The 24,165-nt window shown below is 41.5% G+C and carries 20 protein-coding genes; 11 read left to right on the top strand and 9 right to left on the bottom strand.

Features of this window, described 5'->3' with window-relative positions; genetic code table 11:
• The first annotated feature begins 57 nt into the window (after positions 1-57).
• Positions 58-2,154, top strand: a complete 2,097-nt coding sequence (locus tag OHT75_RS06585) for an alkyl/aryl-sulfatase (RefSeq protein WP_264725696.1) — start codon at positions 58-60, stop codon at positions 2,152-2,154.
• 59 nt (positions 2,155-2,213) lie between these two features.
• Here the strand turns inward: OHT75_RS06585 and OHT75_RS06580 are convergent, their stop codons facing one another.
• Positions 2,214-3,110 carry a LysR substrate-binding domain-containing protein gene (locus tag OHT75_RS06580; RefSeq protein WP_264725814.1) on the bottom strand — a complete coding sequence of 299 codons (897 nt, stop codon included), beginning with the start codon at positions 3,108-3,110 and terminating at the stop codon, positions 2,214-2,216.
• A 207-nt stretch (positions 3,111-3,317) separates the two neighbouring features.
• On the opposite strand from OHT75_RS06580, the gene OHT75_RS06575 reads away from it, so the two are divergent.
• On the top strand, positions 3,318-4,286 hold the full coding sequence (locus OHT75_RS06575) for a TDT family transporter (RefSeq protein WP_264725695.1): 969 nt from the start codon (positions 3,318-3,320) through the stop codon (positions 4,284-4,286).
• A gap of 339 nt (positions 4,287-4,625) precedes the next feature.
• Here the strand turns inward: OHT75_RS06575 and OHT75_RS06570 are convergent, their stop codons facing one another.
• The 3 genes from OHT75_RS06570 to ppiC all read right to left on the bottom strand — a co-directional run bounded on the left by OHT75_RS06570 (position 4,626) and on the right by ppiC (position 8,583).
• On the bottom strand, positions 4,626-5,393 hold the full coding sequence (locus OHT75_RS06570; protein WP_264725694.1) for a hypothetical protein: 768 nt from the start codon (positions 5,391-5,393) through the stop codon (positions 4,626-4,628).
• A 136-nt stretch (positions 5,394-5,529) separates the two neighbouring features.
• Complete coding sequence (locus OHT75_RS06565) at positions 5,530-7,917, bottom strand: fatty acid cis/trans isomerase (RefSeq protein WP_264725693.1); 2,388 nt, start codon at positions 7,915-7,917, stop codon at positions 5,530-5,532.
• Between the two features lie 387 nt (positions 7,918-8,304).
• Positions 8,305-8,583, bottom strand: coding sequence for a peptidylprolyl isomerase PpiC (gene ppiC / locus OHT75_RS06560; protein ID WP_264725692.1), 279 nt, complete (start codon positions 8,581-8,583; stop codon positions 8,305-8,307).
• Between the two features lie 241 nt (positions 8,584-8,824).
• Here ppiC and OHT75_RS06555 point away from each other — a divergent pair, with 241 nt between their 5' ends.
• From OHT75_RS06555 to OHT75_RS06525, 7 genes are all read left to right on the top strand, one after another.
• Positions 8,825-9,355: a TlpA disulfide reductase family protein gene (locus OHT75_RS06555; RefSeq protein WP_264725691.1), complete on the top strand. Its 531-nt coding sequence runs from the start codon at positions 8,825-8,827 to the stop codon at positions 9,353-9,355.
• Between the two features lie 54 nt (positions 9,356-9,409).
• Positions 9,410-9,598, top strand: coding sequence for a DUF4266 domain-containing protein (locus OHT75_RS06550; RefSeq protein WP_188842053.1), 189 nt, complete (start codon positions 9,410-9,412; stop codon positions 9,596-9,598).
• Positions 9,589-10,893 (top strand): DUF3570 domain-containing protein, encoded by a 1,305-nt coding sequence (locus tag OHT75_RS06545; RefSeq protein WP_264725689.1) that lies wholly within the window; start codon positions 9,589-9,591, stop codon positions 10,891-10,893. Before OHT75_RS06550 ends, OHT75_RS06545 begins: the two co-directional genes overlap by 10 nt.
• Before the next feature lie 35 nt (positions 10,894-10,928).
• Positions 10,929-11,843 (top strand): FAD:protein FMN transferase, encoded by a 915-nt coding sequence (locus tag OHT75_RS06540; protein WP_264725688.1) that lies wholly within the window; start codon positions 10,929-10,931, stop codon positions 11,841-11,843.
• Between the two features lie 24 nt (positions 11,844-11,867).
• Positions 11,868-12,527 carry a response regulator transcription factor gene (locus tag OHT75_RS06535; RefSeq protein ID WP_264725687.1) on the top strand — a complete coding sequence of 220 codons (660 nt, stop codon included), beginning with the start codon at positions 11,868-11,870 and terminating at the stop codon, positions 12,525-12,527.
• The gene (locus OHT75_RS06530) at positions 12,527-13,987 is read left to right on the top strand and encodes an ATP-binding protein (protein WP_264725686.1); all 1,461 of its coding nucleotides are present in this window, start codon (positions 12,527-12,529) and stop codon (positions 13,985-13,987) included. Before OHT75_RS06535 ends, OHT75_RS06530 begins: the two co-directional genes overlap by 1 nt.
• A gap of 323 nt (positions 13,988-14,310) precedes the next feature.
• A complete protein-coding gene (locus OHT75_RS06525) occupies positions 14,311-14,784 on the top strand; it encodes a peroxiredoxin (protein WP_264725685.1) in 474 nt (157 codons plus the stop codon).
• Between the two features lie 205 nt (positions 14,785-14,989).
• Here the strand turns inward: OHT75_RS06525 and OHT75_RS06520 are convergent, their stop codons facing one another.
• The 4 genes from OHT75_RS06520 to OHT75_RS06505 all read right to left on the bottom strand — a co-directional run bounded on the left by OHT75_RS06520 (position 14,990) and on the right by OHT75_RS06505 (position 18,834).
• A complete protein-coding gene (locus tag OHT75_RS06520; protein ID WP_264725684.1) occupies positions 14,990-15,844 on the bottom strand; it encodes a hypothetical protein in 855 nt (284 codons plus the stop codon).
• A gap of 125 nt (positions 15,845-15,969) precedes the next feature.
• On the bottom strand, positions 15,970-17,304 hold the full coding sequence (gene envZ / locus OHT75_RS06515; RefSeq protein ID WP_264725683.1) for a two-component system sensor histidine kinase EnvZ: 1,335 nt from the start codon (positions 17,302-17,304) through the stop codon (positions 15,970-15,972).
• Positions 17,305-17,307: 3 nt separating this feature from the next.
• Positions 17,308-18,033 (bottom strand): osmolarity response regulator transcription factor OmpR, encoded by a 726-nt coding sequence (gene ompR / locus OHT75_RS06510; RefSeq protein WP_264725682.1) that lies wholly within the window; start codon positions 18,031-18,033, stop codon positions 17,308-17,310.
• A gap of 243 nt (positions 18,034-18,276) precedes the next feature.
• On the bottom strand, positions 18,277-18,834 hold the full coding sequence (locus tag OHT75_RS06505) for a hypothetical protein (protein ID WP_264725681.1): 558 nt from the start codon (positions 18,832-18,834) through the stop codon (positions 18,277-18,279).
• Between the two features lie 302 nt (positions 18,835-19,136).
• On the opposite strand from OHT75_RS06505, the gene greB reads away from it, so the two are divergent.
• Positions 19,137-19,622: a transcription elongation factor GreB gene (gene greB / locus OHT75_RS06500; protein WP_264725680.1), complete on the top strand. Its 486-nt coding sequence runs from the start codon at positions 19,137-19,139 to the stop codon at positions 19,620-19,622.
• A 774-nt stretch (positions 19,623-20,396) separates the two neighbouring features.
• On the top strand, positions 20,397-20,966 hold the full coding sequence (locus tag OHT75_RS06495; protein WP_264725679.1) for a cytochrome b/b6 domain-containing protein: 570 nt from the start codon (positions 20,397-20,399) through the stop codon (positions 20,964-20,966).
• Positions 20,967-21,101: 135 nt separating this feature from the next.
• Here the strand turns inward: OHT75_RS06495 and OHT75_RS06490 are convergent, their stop codons facing one another.
• The gene (locus tag OHT75_RS06490) at positions 21,102-24,146 is read right to left on the bottom strand and encodes a bacteriohemerythrin (RefSeq protein WP_264725678.1); all 3,045 of its coding nucleotides are present in this window, start codon (positions 24,144-24,146) and stop codon (positions 21,102-21,104) included.
• Positions 24,147-24,165 lie beyond the last annotated feature (19 nt).

Here is a 24,165-nt window from a genome sequence, read left to right as displayed (position 1 = left end):
GAGCGTTTTGATTATTCGCTTGGTATCAAGTAGCAACCTCACTATAGGTGATTATTTATGAACAAGTCCGTTATTGCTTCAATCGTTATTTCAAGCTTGTCTTTTAGCTATTCTGCTGTGGCACATGACCATGCTGCAGGCCAAGATGAACATGCATTAACAACCTCATTTATGTATCAAGGCAAGCCCGCCACTCAGGCGACTAAAGCATACAATACTGAGTTTGCTAAAGGGTTAAAGTTTGACGATACAAAGTCGTTTCAAGAAGGCCGCGCTAACTTGATTGCGCCGCTTGATGCTGCAACCGCAGCACTATTAGCCGATGCCTATGAATTTATCGGTGATACAACACCAGATACCATTAACCCCTCGCTTTATCGCCAAGCACAGATGAACAATGAAGCCTATGGCTTGTATCAGGTGAACGATAATATTTTCCAAATTCGCGGTACTGACTTAGCCAACATGAGCTTAGTGCGTACTGATAATGGTTGGATTGTATTTGACCCACTCACCACCCGTGAAGCGGCTAAAGCCTCGTTAGCCTTCGCCCTTAAACACTTGCCTTTTGGCAATAATGATCCTGTTGTTGCTATGGTTTATTCGCACTCACATGCGGATCATTTTGGCGGCTCTCGTGGCATTCAGGATATGTTTCCGAACGTAAAAGTGTACGGTTCAGCCAATATCACCAAAGAGATGGTGGATGAAAACGTACTTGCGGGTAATGCCATGTCTCGCCGTACATCTTATCAATACGGTGCGACTATGGTGCCATCAGATACCACGATTGTTGATGCGGCCTTATCAAATGGGATTGCTAAAGGTGAGATCACCTATGTGTTGCCACATCACGAAACTAACCTTGAAAGCAAATTCGAAACAGTAGTGATTGATGGCTTAGAAATTGTGTTTATGGATGCATCAGGTACTGAAGCCGTATCAGAAGCCGTGGCTTATATCCCCAGTATGAAGACGATTTGGGCTGCGGAAGTGACCTACAAAGGCATGCACAATGTGTATACCTTACGCGGTGCTAAAGTACGTGATGCGCTGAAGTGGTCAAAAGAAATTAATAACATGATCCAACAATGGGGCGGTGAAGCAGAGTTTTTATTCTCAGCACATAGCTCACCCGTGTGGAGCAACCATGATATTAATGATTTCTTAAAACTGCAGCGCGATAACTATGGTTTTGTTCATAACCAGTCGTTACGTTTGGCTAATAATGGCGTGGTTTTACAAGATATAGGCTGGGAAATCCAAAAAGTATTACCGCAATCAATTAAAGATGCATGGCACACTAATGGCTACCATGGAACTTATTCGCACAATGCGCGCGCGGTATATAACATGTACCTCGGTTATTTTGACATGAATCCTGCTAACCTGAATCCGTTACCCACAAAAGCGGAAGCCGCTAAGTTTGTTGAATACATGGGCGGTGACAAAGCGATTTTAAAACGTGCCAAAGCGGATTTTGCTAACGGTGAATACCACTTTGTGGCAACCGTGTTGAACAAAGTGGTCGTCAATAACCCAACTAACAACGATGCTCGTTCGCTATTGGCTGATACTTATGAGCAGTTAGGGTATCAATCGGAGGGCGCAGGTTGGAGAAATGTCTATCTTTCAGGGGCTCAGGAGCTGCGTATTGGCCGTCAAGCGGGGGCATTAAAATCAGCATCAGCAGATATTATTGCTGAAATGCCAGTGGGGTCGTTACTGGATTACTTAGCGATTAAAGTGGATTCAATTAAAGCGCAAGATTATGCCTTTGAAGTTAATTTAGTGCTTCCAGATACCCAAGACATCTACGTGGTAGAGCTTTCAAACGGTAACTTAAGTAACGCTAAAATTGATAAAGTTAAAGACACTGCAACCGCGACCTTGACTATCAATCAATCGGACATTGTTAGACTGAACCTTAAGCAAATAACAATTAAAGACTTGCTTGCAAGTAAAGCGGCTAATATTCAAGGCGATGCGTCTTTCTTAGAAATCTTAGCTAACGTGATGACAGAATTTGACGCGGCATTTGAGATTGTGCCACTGCCGTCAGATAAAGTGATTGAAGCTAATCGTGCTATCTACATGCAAGATATTGCTAAACCAGCACACAATGGTCGTCACCATGGTCACGATAATAAGTAAATACTGATTAACTTAATCCGCCATAAAGAACCGCTCATTGAGCGGTTTTTTGATGGGGTTTAGTTTGCTCCTGTAGCTTGCCATTGCTGACAAAAAGCCATAAAGCTTTTAAGCAATGGATTTTGATATTTGTCTTTATGGATTAAAAAGCAAAAGCGTCGAGGCATGTTAATGGGCGGCGTTAACTGGCTTACTCGACCACTTTTAATGGCATATTGTGCCGCCAAGGTCGATAAGCAGCCTAATCCCAGTCCTGCTGAAACACTACTAATTAATGCCTCAGTGGTGTTGATCTCAAAGGCAAGTTGCCAATGATTCAGTTTAGGTGCCAGAGTATTTATAAAAGCTTCACGTGAGCCAGAACCAGGTTCTCTTAACACCCAGTCGCTATGTTCTAAGTCGGTTATCGTCAGCTTTTTGTGCTTGGCGAGAGGGTGATCTTTGGCGCTAATTATGCACATTTCATCATGACTAAAAGGAATTGAAATCAAATCTGGATGATGGGTTTGGCTTTCGATAAGGGCAATGTCTAGCTCAAAATCGACTAACTTTTGGCAAATGGAGGCCGAGTTTGAAATAAATAAACTTTGCGATAAATGCTGATGTTGCTGTCGAAATTGGCTGAGTAAATACGGGCTAATATGATTGCCAATGGTATCGCTACTGCCCACCCTCAGTTTGCCATACAGGGCTGGATTTTCCCCAAAAAGATGGTTGATCTGCTGGGCACGATTTAGGAGTTCATCCGCTAGGGGTAACAGCTGTCGCCCTTCTTGATTCAGAATAAGGCGATTGTTTACCCGATCAAACAATGGATGGGACAGTTGTTTTTCAAGTTCGGCCAACGCCATGCTGATGGCGGCTTTTGATAAGCAAAGCTGCTCTGCCGCAGCCGTTAAGGTTTTGTATTGTGTAATCGCATGAAATACATTGAGCTGCTTCAAAGATATGTGCATGACCATAGTGACATCATCCCCCGCTTATGATTGTTATCAATACCGCCATTGACGACCCTAGCGTTTGGCGGTTTGTTATTGCCAAGTATAGCGTTCAATATTACTTAACTCACGTTCTTAATAATTGGATATATCTAAACAGTTGGCGAGGGTAACATCGCATTAAGAAACTCATCCGCGAGTTAATTGAAAAGGTTAGAGGTCAGCATGATAAATATGGCTAAAGGTAAATTAATTACAGCGCCTACACCAATGGCCGGCTTGGCTTTAGGGATTGCCAGTTTAGGTTGGTGTTGGGAAAACATCGCCAATTTAAATGGCTACGGTCAACTGATAGGCGCGGCCATTGCCAGTGTGTTACTCATGGTATTAGCTGTGAAGTTTTTAGTCTTATCTGATACTTTAAAAGAGGATTTAGCCCACCCTGTGATTGGAAGTGTGCTCCCCACATTTGCCATGGCAACGATGGTCGTGTCAAACGCGCTAGGGCAGTTTTATTTATTGGCAGGCGATGCATTATGGTTATTTGCCGTAGGCTTACATATCGTATTTTTAATGAGCTTTTTATACCATCGTGCAAAAGCATTTGAATTACACCACATGGTACCTAGCTGGTTTATACCGCCGGTCGGGATCATCGTTGCGGATGTGTCATTTTCGGGCACCCCACAATTAGCTTTAATTGCTCATATCGCCTTAGTCTTCGGCATGGCAACGTATGCTGTGATGTTACCGCTGATGATCTATCGTTTGATGTTTAGCCAAGAAGTACCCGATGCAGCCAAGCCCACTTTGGCAGTGTTAGCAGCCCCAGCGAGTTTGTCATTGGCAGGGTATTTAACCGTATCGACTACGCCATCACCCATCATTATCGCGTTACTATTTGGCATTGCAGTGTTGATGACCAGTGTTATCTACCTAGCATTTATTAAGTTGCTGACTCTGCCTTTTAGCCCTGGCTACGCAGCGTTTACTTTCCCGATGGTGATAGGCTCAACAGCGTTGTTCAAAATGGTCAGTTGGATGGAAACAACCAATATTGCAGTGCATTATATTGAGCAGGTACGCCGATTAGCACAGTTAGAGCTGGTTATCGCGACAGGGGTTGTTGTCTACGTAGCAATACGATATCTGTATTTTTATCAGCCATTTAGAGTTAAATCTATGGTTGGTTAATCAGGGGGCTTAGATTGTCGAGGCGTTATTGGACGGCAAACATTTTTAGACAAAAGTGCCTTAACCAAAGGTGTAAACACCCTCTAATTTGAGGCTAATTTGAGGGCGTTTTGAATGATAAATTTTGTTTTTGCACATAGCTAAAAACATTTCAACATTCACCTCGATACCTCACATTTTATGACGCATTGTGATTAATAATGGGTGTGAATAAAGTTGAATGACTCTGAAACCTATTCACACCCATAACGCTATAGTCAGGATTGGTTATGCATTAATTCAAATCACCAAAAAATTTTAAAAAGGTCTATTCGGTAAGTTTGATTTTGCATGACAAATTTATAGTGTTCTAATTATTTGATCAGTGATCGTGCGATAAGCATCATTGAATCGTTGCTGATAAAAGATATCATCTTGTTCTAACCAAGTATCAACAAATTCAGGTGGCCCCTGATATTGGTAAGTTTTTGTTTTATTTTGCTGTCGATCTTTTTCAAGGTAATTAACAATAACCCCTACTTCTACATAAAGCGCAATTCTACCATCGCTGAATGAATGAAATTCTAGCGTCTGAATTTGTATAGAGACTTGATTATTATTAGGAGCATCAACAACAGTAAAGCTTTTACTAGCTTGTTTTTTTACTTCATTTAATAGTGTTTTTTGTGGTTCGTTATGATTAATAAAAATGGTGGTTTTACTTGTTAAATTAGCTTCATCTTCTGTTGAAAGTCCTGTTACGCCTCCAACTACGGCACCTAAACCGCCTCCACCAACAGCCCCTGTTAAAGCAAGAAAAGGAGAACACATAAAAAATAAAGGTCCACACAGTAATCCTGTTGCTGCACCTACGCCTGCACCTGCTAGTCCTCCTGTTGTAGCATCTTCTGTAATACCTTTATTTGAAATATTAAGGGGTAAGTTTTTGTCGGTATCTGATGTTGTTACAAACGCAACAGAGTCTCCTGATTTGATTACGTCAAGTTTTGACGTGCTGCTACAGGCACTCATTGTAATTACGCAGATATAAGTGAATGAAATTAAAAACAGTGAATTTGATTTGGTCATATTTAGATGGGCTCTTTTAATGAAAAATAATTTTTTCATTATCAAAAGAGCCTAACACATACGGATTTTTTAACCTAAATGTTAAATTTGGTGGTTAATTGTTGCGCACTGGTTGCCTGTTATTTGCTTGTAAATAAACTAAACCCCAACTCATCATAATGAATAATAAATGTGGTTATCGATTTTCAAGTCGATTGTAATCAAGTATCCCTGCATCTATTGGGTGATTCTTTTTATATTGTGTCATTAATACATCACTAAAATACCAAAAAGACGGGTCTGTTCTTCGGACACCAAAATTATCTAATAACTTTGTGTAATCACCCGCCGTTTTGACCTGTAATACTTGAGTAACTAATGCGGGTAACTCCGTTTCTTTCACTCGCCAAAAAGCATTCGGGTAACTCCCCAGTAAACCGTTAACAAGCGTGACATCATCGCGTTGATATTGCCGATTTGATTCTTCATCAAATAAGCTAGAGATATTCTTATGGGCACTGTTTCTTATTAGGGTAAACAGTTGCGGATCAAGTGCGCTATCTTCAGGCTCAATCATAATAAACGTCAGCTCGGGAAAAATAGACGCGCTTTCACCTTTGAGCTGATTAATCTTTTGCAGATAATCCTTACTTTCATTTGAAAGCTTTGTCGACTCAAGTGCGTAACGTGTGGGTAACACCTTTTCTAGCCGTGTTTTGAGCATGTGTAATAGTTCATGTTTTGGGTTATCTGTGGTGTAAGTAATTGCGGGGGGAGTACTGACTTCATTAATATCACCCGCAAGATGTTTGGTTAAATACAAATTTGCATCTTGATACCAATCCGCCAGTTCTTGATGACGGTTTTTGGCAGGTAAAAATGTTAAGAAATTTGACTCACCTTCCATGCGAAGAAGATCCATATACATGCGTGTAATCAATTGATGGCCAAAATTACCATAAACATCATAGCCAGCAACAAGTAGATAATGAATCCGCTCTAATAGCGAATAACCAATCACCCAAGCTGTTTTAGGCTGCTCGCCCACTAATCCTTGTACGACAGAAGCATTATCGAAATGACGAAAAACCGTTAAACTTGCATTCGAATTAATGCCATTACCGTCCCAAATCAGTTGAGTAGTTAAATGCTCATTATGTTTAAATTGTTTATCTAAAAATGCGTTTTTAGCTCTAAGGAAGTCACCTTGTTGGCCGGCATATTTAATCCAATTTGCAATAGGCCGTAATGTGTTGCTTTCTTTTTCTGCTGGAAGAGTCAGGTTATCGTCCTGTGAGCGATAAAAATCATTTTGTTGTGCAAGTTCTGGTAAGTCAGGATCGACAAAAAACACCCAAAACCTATCATTAATGACATCGAGTGCTAGCTGTCCTCTGCATACTGGGCCCTTTATGTAAGCCATAATCGTGTTTTGCGCATTATCAAGCATAAACTTATATCGCGCCTCGACGGGTAAGTCGGTGAAGGCAATAAGCGGATTAGCAGCCACGCTTGCTTCATAGCTTGGTAAAACTGTAACGCTATAATTAGGCTCAATAAATAATGACTTGATACGTTCAAGCTTGGCATCATTGAGTGCATATGGCATGTGTGTTTTATCTACGATGGTTTCGCGCACTTGTTCTAAACGGTAATAAAACACCTCGGTTTGAGGATCATCGTAAGGTCGACGTGTGGCAATAATATCTATGGGTTTACCTGGTGCGGTTGTCGATCTTACCAATTTAAAAAAGGTCGGCTGGCCGCTTGCTATGTCATCAAAATATAAATGAGAAACAAACAAATGTTCGAAAATATAGCGACTCGTTAGTCGTTGTTTTAATGAGGTGATATTGAGGAAGGTTTCCCATTTTTCTATCGCGTTCAGTTCCGCAATAGAAGGGGCGGGAATAGCTGCCATCGGGGCTCCATTGGCAAGCCACTGCATCAAAATCGTATTTTCATGGTTGGATATTTGCGGTAAACCATAAGGCATTCCCCATTGAGGAAATTGCGCTTCATAGCGGCTCATTTCTTCAACGGATGGACATTGTTGATTACGATCTAAAGAAAAGTCCCACGAGTCATCAAGAATGTCTTCAGTAGGCAGAGGGTGCTGTTGTTTTAACTGCAGCATTCGGGCAAGCACACCTGCTTGCGTGTTGGCCTCTGCTGATTGTGTGCGCTCATTCAGTACGGGGAAGAAACCTTTATCGCGCCATTCTGCCGTTGATTTGGCATCGACAAACATACGAGTGGTATCAACGGCAAGTAAGCGGGTGCCTTGGTACACTTTGTCTTTATTCGCGCCACGGTCTATCCCTTCAGCGGAGGACATTTTTAGCTGACATGGTGCATCGTAGCAGGCATGGCAGACCACACAACGGTTATCTATTATGGGTTTAACATCATTAATGTAGTGCTGAGCTTGAGGTGAGGTTGTGGCAACCATGCGCTGCTGTGGCTGGGCTTCACCGTATAAACTATCGAAATTTAAGCCTGCAAACACTGCACATCCAGTCAAGAGGACTGCAATAAAGATGACCGCTGAGCGTCCGTAGTACTTAAAAAAATGTTTATACATAGTCAATTGGCAACCTTTTGATCTGTGGTGTTTGGGTGTCTGCTGATTGAGGGAAAAAAGTTGATTTGCCTTGCGGATGAATTTCTCTGCTCATTGTGAGCGATGCAATGCGCATCCGTTGAAAAATATGCACCACAATTTAAGTTTTTACTCGCGTTACTTATAGTTTAGCGGGATTAACGCATGCAAGGAAAAAGTTAAAATAGGCAAATCACTATTCACTGCCTACTGTAGCGAATATAACTATAACAAATAATCGGATATCAATAGCGGAATCATGATCATATTAATTGGGGCATGCAGCTTCAGGCTTTGATGCTTACCTCCACTGCCGGGCAGGAAACACACTTTTTAACATCATTTTGGCTTGTTATTTGGCAGGCTAATTTATGTTCTGTACAACACTTTTACCACATGCCAGCCAAATTTTGTTTTAACCAAATGCGGGGTGATAAGCTCGCCACTAAAGCACACTTTATCAAAGGGAGGTACCATTTGGCCTTGTTTAAACTCACCTAAGCTGCCGCCTTTTTTGCCTGATGGGCAAGTCGAATGCTGTTTTGCAAGCACATCAAATTTAGCGCCTTTTTTTAGCTTAGCCATAATGTCATCGGCCAACTCTTTGTGTTTGACCAAAATGTGTAATGCGCTAGCGGTGCGTGCCATGATGTAAACCTTATATAAAATATCGCTGATGACGGCATTATATCATTGCTTATGCCTGTTGCTAACCTTACAAGTTGCATGGGATTTATCGGATAAAGATAACCGAATGCGCAATAATCATGATAGCGGGCTTAGTGGTGCTAATGACTGATTTTACAAAATAAACACTTATCATTTTTCCTTAAGAAAACCTTAAGATTGGCTCGATAGATTGCTAGTAAAGGGTTTATCAGGATTGATCATGCCAGCCATTCATTATCAAGTTTCGTCACTGTCGTTTCAAAAAGCCGTCCATGCACTGTCTTTATGCTTCAGCGCGTTGTGGTTTATCACGTTTTCCCACTCAAGCACTGCAGCACCGGGGTTAAATTATGCAGTGCAAAATGCCCAAGGTGAAACCGTTAACCTGTCAGAGTTTGCTGGCAAAGTGGTTTATGTCGACTTTTGGTCATCTTGGTGCGGGCCATGTCGTAAATCATTCCCTTGGATGAATGACATGCATGCTAAATATGCCGCCAAAGGATTAGCCGTGGTGGCGATTAATTTGGATGTTGAACCTGAGCTTGCAGCACAGTTTTTAACAAAGTTACCCGCGAATTTCCCTGTGCGTTATAACCCCGAAGGCGATGTGGCTAAATCATTTGAGCTACAAGGCATGCCCAGTAGCTTTTTGTTTAATCGCCAAGGCGAGCTAGTGCAAAAGCATGTGGGTTTTTATGATGATAAAAAAGCCTTGTACGAGCAAGAAATTCAACAGTTGTTAGTGGAGTAGTTTATGAAAAACCATTTGATTCGATTCAATGTCAAAGCTGGACTCGCTATTGTTATGCTAACTGGTTTATCGGCTTGCTCAACCTTGGGGGTTGAGCCGTGGGAAAAAGATCAACTCGCTAGAGCTGATATGGCTCTAGACAGTGAAAAGCTGGATATGGCTTTAGACGACCATATTTATTTTAGTAAAGAAGGTACCAGTGGTGGCCGCTCATTAGCGGGGGGAGGTTGCGGATGCAATTAACTCAAAAACGCAATATTGCAGGCGCCTTAGCCATGGCGAGTTGCAGTTTAATCAACCCTAATGCCCAAGCGACAGATCTGAACGAAATTGTAAAATCGGATGATTGGAAAGTGGACGCCGCCATTATGTATTACGGCGAGCAGGATAGGGTGCAAGCCGCTGAAGTCATTGGTAATGTGCAGAAATCCTTTGGTGATAACTCGCTATTAGACATGAAGCTGGTGGTAGACAGTTTAACGGGGGCGTCGGCATCAGGCGCGGTGGCGCAGGACAGTAGTCAAACCTTTACGCGGCCTTCAGGTAATGGTGAGTATACCGTTAATGCGGGTGAAACTCCGCTTGATGATACTTTTCACGATACCCGTGTACAGTTAAGCGCGAATTGGATGGAAGTACTTAACCCAGATTGGACCGTAAATGTGGGGTTAAATGGCTCAACTGAATTTGATTATTTATCGTTAGGTTTAAATGCAGGTATTGAGCGCAGCTTTAATAAAAACAACACAATTGTGGCGTTATCAGGGGCGTTTACCCAAGATACCATTGATGCCGTAGGTGGCAGGCCTGTGGCGTTATCTGAAATGGCACTTAGAGCTAAATATGATACCGAGGCGGCGTTTCAAGCTGCATTTGATGACACCCGTCAATCCGGTACCGATGATAAGCAAACGTTTGATCTTATGCTTGGGGTTACCCAAAACATTAATCGTTATTGGTTAATGCAAGCTAACTACGGGCTGTCTAATGTGTCGGGCTACATGACCGATCCATATAAGGTGTTATCTCAGGTTGATAGTAGTGGTACAGCTCAGGCTTACCGTTATGAAAATCGCCCCGAAGACCGCTTAAAACACAGTGTGTTTTTAATGGCTAAAGGCGCGTTAGATTCAGGTGTGGTTGATTTCTCTTATCGTTACAGTACCGATGATTGGGACATTTCATCCCACACGTTGGAAACCCATTATCGATATTATTTGAGCCCACAGTTTTATGCTCAAATACACCTGCGCTACTACCAACAACAGGCAGCCAATTTTTATCAGCCCTTTTTGTTAGCTGATGAGCCTTTGCCTGAATTTGCCAGTGCCGATTATCGTATTGGCGATATGAGCGCATATACGGTGGGATTAAAGTTTGGTCAGCGTTTGTCTGGCGGACATGAACTTAGCTACCGTTTAGAGTATTACCAACAGGCGCCTGAAAATAATGGCACTGAGTTAATTGGACAGTTGAATCAATTTGAACTATTTCCTGAGGTAAAAGCGATTGTGGCGCAAGTGAGTTATTCGTTTTAAGATGAACATGTTAAGTGATCTGAGATAATCCGCGAATGCGTTCATCAAATGTGATAAATCATGCCCCAACGTCGACTTTACAGGGTCGGAGCTGGGGCTTTTTAGCTTGTTTTCGTGCAATGGCTAGCCCGTGTGAACTGCTAATTGCCACCGACGATCATACCATTGCAACAGCAATGTTAGATATTGCCAGTAAAGAGGCGGCACGGATTGAGCAAAAATACAGTCGCTTTATTGAGGGCAATCCACTGTGGCAAATTAATCATGCTCAAGGCATGGGTACAGCAATCGATAGCGAAACCTTGCAGCTCTTGCGTTTTGCTCAGCAATGTTATCAGTTAAGTGAGGGGGATTTTGATATTAGTGCGGGCCCACTAATGCGTTTGTGGCGCTTTGATGCCGGTGCTAAAGTGCCCGCCGAAGCCGATATTATGCTGGCAAAAGTACAAGTAAACTTTGCTGCGGTGAAGTTTGATGAACAACAGATCACTATGCCAGCACAAATGAATCTTGATTTTGGCGGGATAGGTAAAGAATATGCCGTTGATAAAGTGGCTTATTTGTTAGCTGAAAAGTGGCCTAATATTTCAGTATTGGTTAACTTTGGTGGTGATATTAGCTGTTTAGTCCCTAAAGTAGGTGACCCATGGAAAGTTGGTATCGAAAACCCAGATGCCTTAGATAATGCTGCTGCGTTATTGAGTGTTCATCAAGGGGCTTTGGCAACCAGTGGTGATACGCGACGATTTATTGAGGTGGATGGACGTCGTTACGGGCATATTATTAATCCAAGCACAGGTTATCCGGTGCTTGATGCACCTCGCTCAGTGACCGTTTTAGGACCTAATTGCATCACCGCGGGCATGTTAGCGACAATGGCCATGTTGCAAGGTAAAGATGCTGAGGTTTTTCTTCAGCAGCAATCAGTAAACTTTAAAGTATTCAGATAGTTTATAACGTAAGGCGACATTAACATGCGGGTATTACTGGTTGAAGACAATGCATTATTGGCCCAGGGCGTGTGCCTCAGCTTAACGAAATTGGGCATGCAAGTTGATCATATTTCTAGCTATCAACGGGCGTTAACGGCGTTAGATTATGAAGATTTTAGCGCAATTATTCTCGACCTCGGTTTACCCGACGGTAATGGTACAGACTTACTTAAACAATGGCGTAAAAAGGGTATTTCAGTGCCGACAATCGTGCTGACAGCTAACACCGATTTTGATACTCGTTTGGCATGTTTGGATATGGGCGCAGATGATTACCTCAGTAAGCCTTTTGATGTACGTGAGCTGGCTGCACGACTTCGCGCGATTGTGAGAAGACAATATGGTTTAGACCATAATCAATTTACGTATGGCGCGTTGAGTATCGATTTTTCAACATGCGAAGTGTTTTTCAAAGGTGAACCTATTCAGCTTTCAAGGCGAGAATACCAGTTGCTGCTGGAGTTTGCTCAATCGGCAGGGCGAGTATTAACGCGAAGTCAGCTTGAGCAGTTAACCTATGGTTGGGAAGAAGTGGGCAGTAATTCAATTGAGGTACACATTCATCATTTGCGCAAGAAAATGGCCAATGAGTTAATCAAAACCGTGCGCGGCATAGGTTACACTCTGGTTGAGGTGGTCTAATGTTTGCCGCGTTGCGACAAAAACTGCAATCTATTTATTCATTACGCATGTTGATGAGCGTCTTGATAACTATTGCAATGATTATCACTGTGGTGATCACCAATGCCTTAAATCGTGAAGATGCTAGAGAGCAAATTGAAGAGTTGTTTGATGCTCAGATGCTTCAAACCGCCAAAGTGCTTGAGTTATTTTACGTTAATCAATTTACCCAAAGTAAGGTTGAACAACTTGCCCTGCAACCGATTCAACTTCATGTTCAAACGACAGATATTGAGACATTTGCCGAACAATCTACCGCGCTGAATTTAATGTATGAACATAAATTGTCGTTTCAGTTATTAAATTCGATGGGGGATTTATTAGTTTTTTCAGATAGTTCAGGTGATAAAGCGTTAACCTCGTTTACGCAAGGATATGAACTGCGCAATATTGATGATGTGTCGTGGCATGTGTTTAGCTATTATTCACAAACACATGAAGTGTGGATAGTGACCGCTCAAACTGAGGATGTGCGCAAAGAATTACTTGATCAAATGATGTCTAACGCTTGGGCAGTACCTTTAATTGTCACCCCGATAGTGTTATTAATTTTACTCTTGTTTACCTACTATTTGTTTAAGCCCGTAAAAGCCTTAGAAACCCGTTTGCTAAGTCGAACGCCGCAAGATTTATCCTCTTTACACCTTGAACTGCCCAAAGAGTTAGTGCCTGTTCAGCATGCGATAAATGATTATTTAGCGCGGATTGCTCAAGCCATGCAGCGTGAAAGGCGCTTTAGTGCCGATGCCGCACACGAGCTAAAAACCCCTTTAGCGATTGTGAAACTTCACCATGATGGCCTGCAGGAAGTATTAAATGACGTGCCAGAATCATTAGCGCCACAATTACAGGATGCTCAGCTGCATTTAAATGCGATTGAACAGGGGGTTGAGCGCATGAGTCATATGGTTGAGCAATTGTTGTTGCTATCTAGAGTTGACGCATTAAATGCCTTGACCTTAGCACCTACTCGGGTGAGCGACCTTATTGAAACTTCAATAAATCAATTGATTACGATAATTGCCGATTATGAATGGCAGATAAATATTGCCGATGATTTAATGGTCAATGTCGACCCTTTTTATATGGCATTAGTGTGTAAAAATTTAATTGAAAATGCCTGTAAATATAGCCCTAAAGAATCAATGATTTCTATTGATGCCACAGAAGTTAATGGTCAAATCCTGCTTCGCGTTACTGATAGTGGAAAAGGCATGACTGACACCCAAATTACCCGCGCCAAGGAGCGTTTTTATCGGGTAGATGAAAATGATAGCCAAGGGGCTGGATTAGGTTTATCCATTTGTCAGCATATTGTCGGCCTGCACGGTGGCGCAATTCATCTTCAGCCCAATTTACCCAATGGATTGGTCGTGTTAGTCACTTTACCCATAACGCCTAAGGCGATAGCTAGTGAGTAATGCCATGAGCCTTAAACAATGTGTTAGCGCTTAGTGCATTGATGAAACTTAAGTACATTGATAAAACTTAAGTTTTTTTGATAGAACTACCTGAATACAACCCCTTGTAAGTGGCTAAGCTAAGTGTTTTTAATCATTCACCTTCTGATAAAGTGAGCTGTTCTAAAATGATGCTGATTTATCTTATCTGTTAAGCTAAATTGTGGTGAATTAGTTTGGGCTAATTTATGCTAACCCGCGTACAATATTCATATTTCTGCCTTAATGTCACTTGCCGTTTAGCTTGCGACATTCAGGCTTCATAACACATTAAGGATTTAAAAATGATCGCACAAGGACAAGCTTTACCCGTAGGTACTTTAGGCCAATTAACCAAAGATGGCATGGTCAATCACAATGTTGCTGAGTTATTTGCGGGTAAAAAAGCGGTATTGTTTGCTGTTCCAGGCGCATTCACGCCAACCTGTTCAGAAGCGCATTTGCCAGGTTTTGTAGTACTAGCGGACCAGCTTAAAGCCAAGGGCGTTGATTTTATTGCCTGCGTGTCGGTTAACGATGCATTCGTGATGAAAGCCTGGGGCGAAGCGCAAAATGCATCAGAATTAATGATGCTTGCAGACGGCGATGCTAGCTTTACAAAAGCATTAGGTTTAGAAATGGATACCGCAGGTTTTGGTGGTGTACGTTCACAGCGTTATGCCATGGTTGTTGATAATGGTGTGGTGACAGTATTAAATGTGGAAGCACCAAAAGCATTTGAAGTCAGCACGGCTGAAGCGATATTAGCTGCCTTATAAGGCTTTCTTCACCACTTTTCCGTGGCGATAAGCTAAAAATAACAAAGCACGCCATCATGGTATTGATAGCGTGCTTTTTATTTTAACGGCTGAGTGGCATGTGTATTGGGTATTTGACCAATGTTAATGCAATAGCCATAGCGCTCAATTAGATGGGGATTAACTCATCTAAACAGACCATGTTTATCACAATTGAGATATTAGTTTAGAAATAGTGAATGTATTCCGCACCAACACGGTACAACACATCATCAAAACCAATTAAATCTAATTCATAATCACGGCTGACATATTCAGTCGCGAAATGGAGTAAATTATTCTGATTACCTAATGGCACAACGACGCCAAATTTTAAATGATCAACTTTATAAAATTGATTATTGTCATAGGCCCATTCACCGGAAAAATGGCTATAAGAGGCCGTAATTTGTACGCCCGTATTGGTGAAAGTATAGGCGTTGTTCCATTCAAAAAAGTAACCTAGACCAGAGCGTCCAAGAACATCGACACCGTGACCAAGTTCATTACGTGGCCAATCATCATCTTTTTCTTCTTTGCTATAACCTGCACCCAATACAAAACCAAGATCGTAATGATTAACATCGGTAAAGCGACGATTTAAGCCTAAACCTGCAATGGCTAATATTTCAAATTCTTCTAATTGCTGGCTGTTGTAATGGCCTTCAACACGCGTGTGCGCACTGACAATATATTGTTGCTGATCACCGAAGCTGGTAAAAGGACGATAAAAGTGAAATTTAGCATCCATTGAATCACGGTAGCGGTCGTTATCGTATTTTTCTGAGTCTTTCTCGAAGTAATAGGTAGCGCGCGCGCGAATATAATTCTCATCCAGTTTTAAGCCATTATTGTAACGGCGGTCATCCCAAATTATTGACACACCAGCACCGCGAGACATTGAGCTATATTCTGAGTCAGGATAGGACTCAAGACCGACAATAAGCGACGCGGCTAATGGCGAAGCTTTTTCTTCTGCCATAACTGAGATACTGATATTTGCCAATATTAAACTACTGAGCACTGACATCATCAATTTCATAATTTAGATAACCTTTTTAATGTAAAAGAATTGTGTTATCTAATGTTAACATGTTGAAGGTAAATATCGTCGTAAAAATGGAGCTGAAGACAAAAATAGTTGGAAGTTTTGGACGCTGTTTTGGGTTACGTTTTTGGCAAGAGTACGCGCGCAATGAGTCCACCCTCGGGACGATTTGCTAAGCTCACTTTACCATTATGTCGGTCGATAATCCGCTTAATGATCGCCAGACCTAAGCCTGAGCCAACACTGCCTCTAGCTGTGTCTCCCTGGGTAAATGGCTGAAATAAGTCATCCACTTTGTTCATATCAATTCCAGTACCGTTATCTTCCACGCTAAAACCGACATAGCGCCCTTGTTCAAAAGAACTGATTTTGACCCAGCCCTGCCCGTAGCGGAAAGCATTTTCGACTAGATTACTGAGTACTCGTTTAATGGCAACATGCTGAATGGGAATATCGGGGCAATCGGTGAGTACAACTTCGATTTCGCCTTGTCGGTTACTTTCCTGTTGCTGAATTTCTTGAATGAGTTGATTGATAGGAAAGGGCTCTCTAACGGCCTCTTGATCATGGCGGACATAGGCAATAAATTGTTTGATGATAGCATCCATATCTTCAATATCACTGACGATGCCATCTTTAAGGTATTGATCATCTTCAACCATCATTTCAGATGCCAAACGGATACGAGTTAATGGGGTGCGTAAATCGTGGGAAATCCCCGCCATTAATAAGGCCCGGTCTTGTTCAAGTTGTTTCATGCTTTGCGCCATTTGATTAAACGCATGGGTCACTTCGACAATTTCAGTTGAGCCACTTAAGGGGAGAGGGTCGGGGAATTTGCCTTTAGACACGGTAACCGCCGCTTTTTGTAAGCGTTTTAACGGTTTATTTTGTTTGCGCGCAAATAACCAACCCCCGGCGACACTGAGCGCACCTATAACCAATAAATATAAGGTTAGTGGGGATAAATCTGATTCATTAATGCCAGTAAGGGGCACTTTAATCCACAATGATGGCGCTTGTGGCGGCCTAATCCACACATCTAAATTATCGCCCTGAGAGAACCTGACTTCAGCTTCGCCACCTAAATAGACTGACATTTGATCAGACAAAAAACCATAATAAGTGGCATTATCTAAACCAGCCTCTTGCGCTTGTTTGAGGTTATAAACGGTCATGCCGTCATGTCGCACCTTGGCATTTAAGGCGTCGACTATCGATAAGTGTTCGCGGCCAACATCCACACCATCAACAAATAAAATATTGATTTGACGAGCAATAAGCTGATTTATTTGCTCATAACTGGGTTTGATAAAATAAACTGCAACCGACCAATAAGACACCAGTTGATTGATCAGCAGCAAGCTACCAATCAATACCACTGTTTGACTAAAGGCGTTTCGCGGTAGAAGGTGTTGCCACCATCTTAATGTGAGTTTGACTGGTTCTGGCACAGGTTATTTTCGGGTAGAGCCATCAGGCACAAACACATAGCCTAAACCCCAAACCGTTTGAATATAACGTGGGTTAGCGGCATCTTTTTCAATTAAACGGCGTAGGCGAGACACTTGCACATCGATAGAGCGTTCCAGCGCCGAATAATCACGGCCTCTTGCTAAATTCATTAATTTATCGCGAGATAATGGCTCGCGTGGGTGGGATACCAATACTTTTAACACCGCAAATTCGCCACTGGTTAACGCAATACTTTCTTCACCATGAAACATTTCACGGGTGGCTAAGTTAAGTGAAAAATCACCAAAAGCAATGACGGCTTCTTGCTGAGCTGGAGCGCCAGGTACATCGGTGGTTTGCCTGCGCATTACGGCTTTAATGCGGGCTAATAATTCACGCGGATTAAAGGGTTTAGGTAAATAATCATCTGCGCCCAGTTCTAGGCCGATAATGCGGTCAACCTCATCACCTTTAGCGGTTAACATGACAATAGGAATAGGATTTTCTTGCTGACGTAAACGGCGGCAAATGGATAAGCCATCTTCGCCTGGCAGCATTAAATCTAATACTAATAAATGAAAGTTTTCACGCTCAAGTAATCTGTCCATTTGCTCAGAATTGGCGGCGCTGCGAACTTGATAACCTTGTTCCATTAAATAACGTTCTAATAGTGAACGCAGTCGCATGTCGTCATCAACAACGAGAATTTTAGACGTTTCTTGACCCATGAAAATATCCTTTTATCTTTAGCATTTTGACTCAATATAACCAGTTTAGCGTCTGGCTAATAGTCTCTGAAAAGTAAGTTTTGCGATTTTGTACACCAACAGGATTGTATTTAAATCAATCTTATTGATTTTGTTGAGTTTTGTGCTTTGTGAATGCGGGTGCTGAAATTGTAACAAAAGCCACAATATCAGTATTATTGCAGCTTATTGAGGTTTCTTAGGCTTGCGTTACAGTGATGGTGGTTAAAATAGTCGCCCAAACTCAAATTTTGTTGCAGTGATTTGTTCTAGGTCACTGTAAATGTAGGCATAATGATTATTGGGAAAAATGATCAGGTAACTGATATCCGCAGACTGATTATCTGGCCAATAACCGAAAGTATGATGCGGCTTAAAAGCTTGATAAAGGACGTTGTTTTCCTGAGTCTGGTGATGGTCGTTTGATAATGTTAATTGCTGTGTCGTTCCTGACACAGTGCAATGAATGGTTTGAGCAAATAATGCATCGACAGCGGCCTTGTCAGTTTGACTTGGGCCTAATGCGGGTATTAATTTTAAATCTGACCCGAACATTGTGCTTTTTTGAGATCCAAAGGCTATTTCACTGGGCCGAAATTGCCGTTTCCCGTCAACTATCACAACTCGTCCCCAATGGTGATAACTGCTTTTTGGGGTATTTAGGTCGATGACCACATGACTGTAACTTTGATCCCCATTGATGTGAATAAAACCCAATTGAGTGTCAGATTCATACCACCAATCACCTTGAGTGCAGGGCGCATTTACCGCTAGCTTATTCATATCATTTGCATGAGACGGCGAAGATGTACCAAAGCTCAATAAAAGCATAAATAGCAGTCGACTTAGACAATTGGGACGGGGATTATTATCAATAAAATGAAGCGCAAACCAGTACATATAATTCCTTTTATGTGTACGTGTGAAGCGTTAAGTATAGTCGAAAAAATGGCCTGTTACTGAGCTTTGGGTCAATGTTGTAATGACATTAAGCCGAGCGATGACAATGTGCCTGCTAATGTCAGGAATCATGGTATATTAGTTTTTTACATTTTTTATCTTCTAATTGTCATTGTAAGCATATTATGAGAACGGCTATTGTTACCCGTGAAGGGTTTGAAAAACTCCAACAAGAACTTAATTTTTTGTGGCGCGAAGAGCGTCCAGAAATCACCAAAAAAGTGGCCTGGGCGGCCAGTTTAGGCGATCGCAGTGAGAATGCTGATTATCAGTATAATAAAAAGCGTCTTCGTGAGATTGACCGCAGAGTCAGATACCTGCGCAAATCTATCGAGAACTTAAAAATAGTTGATTATTCGCCTGAGCAAGAGGGTAAAGTCTTTTTTGGTGCTTGGGTTGAAGTTGAAAATGATGACGGTCAACAACTGACCTTTCGCATTGTGGGTTACGATGAAATTTTTGGCCGCAAAGGTTACATTTCAATTGACTCACCAATGGCGCGCGCATTGTTGAAAAAACAAGTCGATGATGAGGCCGTTGTCAGCACACCTGATGGTGAAAAATGCTGGTACATTAACAAGATTTTCTATCATTTACCTGAGCAAGCCTAACTCTATTTGGGCCTAAGTTGATCACAGCTCAGTATAATCACAGCTCAGTATAATCACAGCTCAGTATAATCACAGCTCAGTTTAATCAAAGCTCTGTTTAATCAGAGCTCTGATTAATTAGAGTACATTAATGTAAGTTAACCGGCTTTATAGCTTATAGCTTCTCGGGCTATTCGTTAGTCTGCTGTTTTTCAATGACGGACACTTCCCACCATATCAAATCGCTTTCCTAGACTGCGACATCTTGTTGCCGTTTCCACTTTAGCTTTTGTTATTTGTGGGCGATAACAAAGCAATTACGTCATAATTTATTCATTAAAATAACAACATGAACACAAGCCCCTCCCAAGGCTGATGGTAAGTCTTTTTAGGCTATTGGGGGGTAAATGAAATAGAGCGCATTTAGTCATCCTTGTATATCACCATGTTTCCATGCAGGCTTGGGGATCAACCTAAGAAAGAGGTGGGTGAATTACAGTTAGCCAAAAAGGTATCTTTGTTAACAAACGGTAAACAATACCAATCCGCATTAGACTTTGCTCATACTAGCCCTAATACGGATTGGTATAAAGGCAAATCAGCCGCTGATTTTTGCAATATTATGCTGTCTATTATGCTAGGTATATCTCACATCATAATGTGATTTTGCGCTTTAATGAATTTCTTGCATGTCATAAGCGTTACTTAAGTTTTAGCCATCACAATAGTTAAAAATGATCGTTATTGGATATCAAATAACGAATTAAACCTAATTGCATCACTTCGAGGTTGATTATGAAAACATCGCATAAGTTCCCGTTGGTTCATCGACTTATCCACTGGGGATTAGCGTTTGCAATGCTGGTAATGTTGCTGACGATATTATTGCGTTTGGGCTGGATGGAAAAAAACCATATGGCGGCCATTATTCAGCAGGGTTTAGCCAAAATTTCAGTGACTATTGATAGTAAGCAAGCGGTGAGTATTGCCAAAATGATCCGCGGCGAGATGTTTCAGTGGCACATTTATTTTGGCTATGCTGTTGGCGTATTTTTGTCGGCTCGGTTTATCTATATGGCTAAATGTGGTTTACATTATTTATCGCCATTTAATCCGCAGGCAAACTTACAGCAAAAAATGCAAGCGGCAGTATATTGGTTGTTTTATGCTGGGGTGACATTTTCTATGATTACGGGGTTATTGCTGAAGTTTGGCCCTGAATCTGTAGAAGAGCTGGCTGAAACAATACATAAGTTAGCGTTGTGGTATTTCATTCCGTTTATTGTGCTGCATTTAGCCGGCATTGTGTTGGCTGAAACAGGACATGACAAAGGGCTCGTGTCGAAAATGATTGGTGGTGAGTAGCGAGCATTTAGCAGCCCTAGTTATTCCATCGCTCGACTATGATGGAATAACTCGGGCGTATTTATCTTTGGTCATGTTTTATGTTGAGAGATAAAATGATGTCAGGCAAGGTGGATAATTGCGGGCATAGTTGCCCTAGGCACTTTGACTGAGTGCTGAATCAGGATGGCTAGGATGGTCTAGTGCCTGCATGCTATCAACAAGTTGTGCAAACTCTTCAATAGGTAAAGGTTTACCAAATAAATAACCTTGATAATGTAAACACCCTTCACTTTTAAGAAACTGTCGTTGTTCAATGGTTTCTACACCTTCAGCTATCACCGAAAAACTCAAGCTTTGCGCCATTGAAATAATGGTTTTAACAATCGACTGATCACTTTTGTCTGTGATTAGATCTCGAATGAACGAGCGGTCAATTTTCAATTGGTATAGCGGGAGTTTTTTAAGGTATTGCAGTGAAGAATAGCCCGTACCAAAATCATCTAATGAGAATTGAATGCCTAATTTGCCTAAGGCATGCATTTGCACAATGGTATTACTAACATCATTTAACAGTAATGATTCGGTAAGCTCCATTTTTAATAATGTTGGATCGATATCATATTGATTTATAATATCAATGACTTGATCAAAAAATTCAGGTTGGCGGAATTGTTTAGCGCTGACATTAATGGATATTGTCAGTGCTTTGGTTGCAGGATGGGACTGCCATTGTTTAAGTTGTTGGCAGGCGGTTTCTATTACCCATTGTCCAATAGGTAAAATGAGTCCTGATTCTTCAGCGTAGGGAATAAATTCTGCGGGAGGAATGATACCTTTTTGTGGATGCAGCCATCGTATAAGGGCCTCTGCACCCACAGGTTGTTGCTGGTGGTTAACCTGTATTTGGTAAAATAATTTAAAATGACCGTGTTTAACGGCATCAAATAATTCACTTTCGAGTTTGGCACGTTTTGAAATTTCTTCCTGCATTGTTGGGTCGAAAAACCGCAGGGTATTTCGACCCGCCACTTTGGCTTGGTACATGGCAATGTCAGCCTGTTTCATGATTTCTGACGCGGTGGTTGATGGGTCATTAAATAGCACCACACCAATGCTAGCACTGCAATTATATTGAATGTTTTTTAGCTGGAATGAACGACTCATGGCCGCTAAAATTTTCTGGCAAATCTCGGTCGTCTGAGAGGCCGCCGTAATTTGTTGCTCATTTAATCCTTCTAAAATAATGACAAACTCATCTCCACCAATTCTGGCTAGGGTATCTTCTTCACGTACACATTCGCTTAAACGTTCGGCGATTGAAGTTAACAATAGGTCTCCCATATCATGCCCGTATGTGTCATTGAGCATTTTGAAGCGGTCAATGTCCAAAAATAAAAAGGCATTATTTTTATGGAGTCGCTTGCTGGAAATGATGACTCGATTCAACCTATCCAGTAATAAGCGTCTATTAGGGAGTTGGGTGAGTTGATCATAAAATGCCAGTTGTTGTATTTTTTGCTCGTTTTTTTTACGCCTTGAAATATCGTTGATGGTGACGATGTAATTACTAATACAGTGTTGCTCATCGCGTACGGCATCAATATATAAATAGGCGGGGAATGGAGAGCCGTTTTGATGTGGATGCCAGGTTTCGCCTTCCCAGCTGTCTTCTGTGCGGAGTTTATCTAAAATCTGATCATAGAATTGTTCATTATCGGCATCGGTATTAAACTGAGTCAGTGGTTTACCAATAATATCTTGTTCTCGATAGCCGGTAATTTTGCTAAAAGCGCAGTTAGCTTGCAAAATGGTCTTGTTGGCGTCGGTAATGAAAATGCCTTCCTGAGACTCAAACACCTTTGCCGCAAGACGCAGTTTTTGTTCAAGTTGTTTGCGTTCAGTGATATCAGAAATACCTGAGATATAGCCAATCACGTTTTGTTGCTCATCAAATTCTGGCACATATTGCACTAGCAGCTCTTTAGACAACAAACATAAATCATAGGAGGCAGGCATACCAGAAAGCACCTTATCAATATGGGGGCTAATTTCCTCATAAATGATTTCGCCTACGACTTCTTTAACGGTTCGACCTAAAATATCATCTGGGCTTAAGCCAAATAAGGCGGCATAGGGGTTAGACACATAAATATATTTTTGGGTTTCATCGCACCTTGCTATGTAAAACGGTGAGTTATCAGAGATAAACTGTAATTGTTGCTGTTGTTCTATCAGTTTAATTTCTGCCTGTTTAAACTCTGTAATGTCTTGGGCAAATCCCGAAATAGAAAATTTACCATTTTCGGCAACCACCCGCTTTCCTCGACATTCAATCCATCTGATTTGGTTATCGCTTGGGCGGGTAATGGGATATTGCAAATGATGTTCGGTGCCGTTGTGATAACAGGACTTTATCGATGTCATTAAGGTTGCACGGTATTTGGGGTGAATGATGTCGGCCATTAATGCCAGCGTAGGCGGGGTCTCTTTTACTGTGCCCATTAAGCTATACATTTGCGCGGACCACTGCATTTTTCCGTTTAAGTTTTCAAGATCCCAGTACCCAACCTGTGCATAGAACATCGCTTTTTCAAAACGTTTTTCACTCCGCATTAGCTTTTGTTGAATTTCATTACTTAATCTGGTTTTACGCATCAAATGCAAAGTATTGGTTGATAAACTGGCGTAAATGGAGAGAATGACATTAATAAGATGGCGACTTGAACCTTGCATTTTTTGTTGGGTAAAATCTTGAGCGGCTTGTTTATTCATTCCGCTTTCTAGCGCAAGTACATAGATCACCATGTAGCGATCACTTTCTAAAATGTGTGACGCTAACCATTGAGTTAAAAATGAGATGGTTTTTTCAAGCAATGCCTCTGATGGGGTGGTAGTCAGTTCAGACTGTAACTGAAGTACCTGTTGAATGAAGCTATCGTGGCTCAGTTTATGGTCGCTGACCATCTCATCATCAGTTAAATACTGATGCCAAATATCTTCTTCCGTTTGAAAATGGTAAACCGTGTAATCAACTAGCTCTTTGAACACTCTGTTTAACTGAAGCTGCTGATTGCCAAATATGGCATGATTGGCCAGCCGATTCAGAATGGCGACTAATTTTTTATGCTGATGATCAATCTTTGCCAGTCCGGTGCAAAAATTATCATCCCAAGGGAAAATGTCTATTGATTCAGTCATACCACTATCATGCTCATAT

This window comes from Shewanella subflava, assembly GCF_025971955.1.
Taxonomy (GTDB): Bacteria; Pseudomonadota; Gammaproteobacteria; order Enterobacterales; family Shewanellaceae; genus Shewanella; species Shewanella subflava.
The sequence above is the reverse complement of the archived record's forward strand: the minus strand, read 5'-3'. Positions and strand labels throughout refer to the sequence as shown.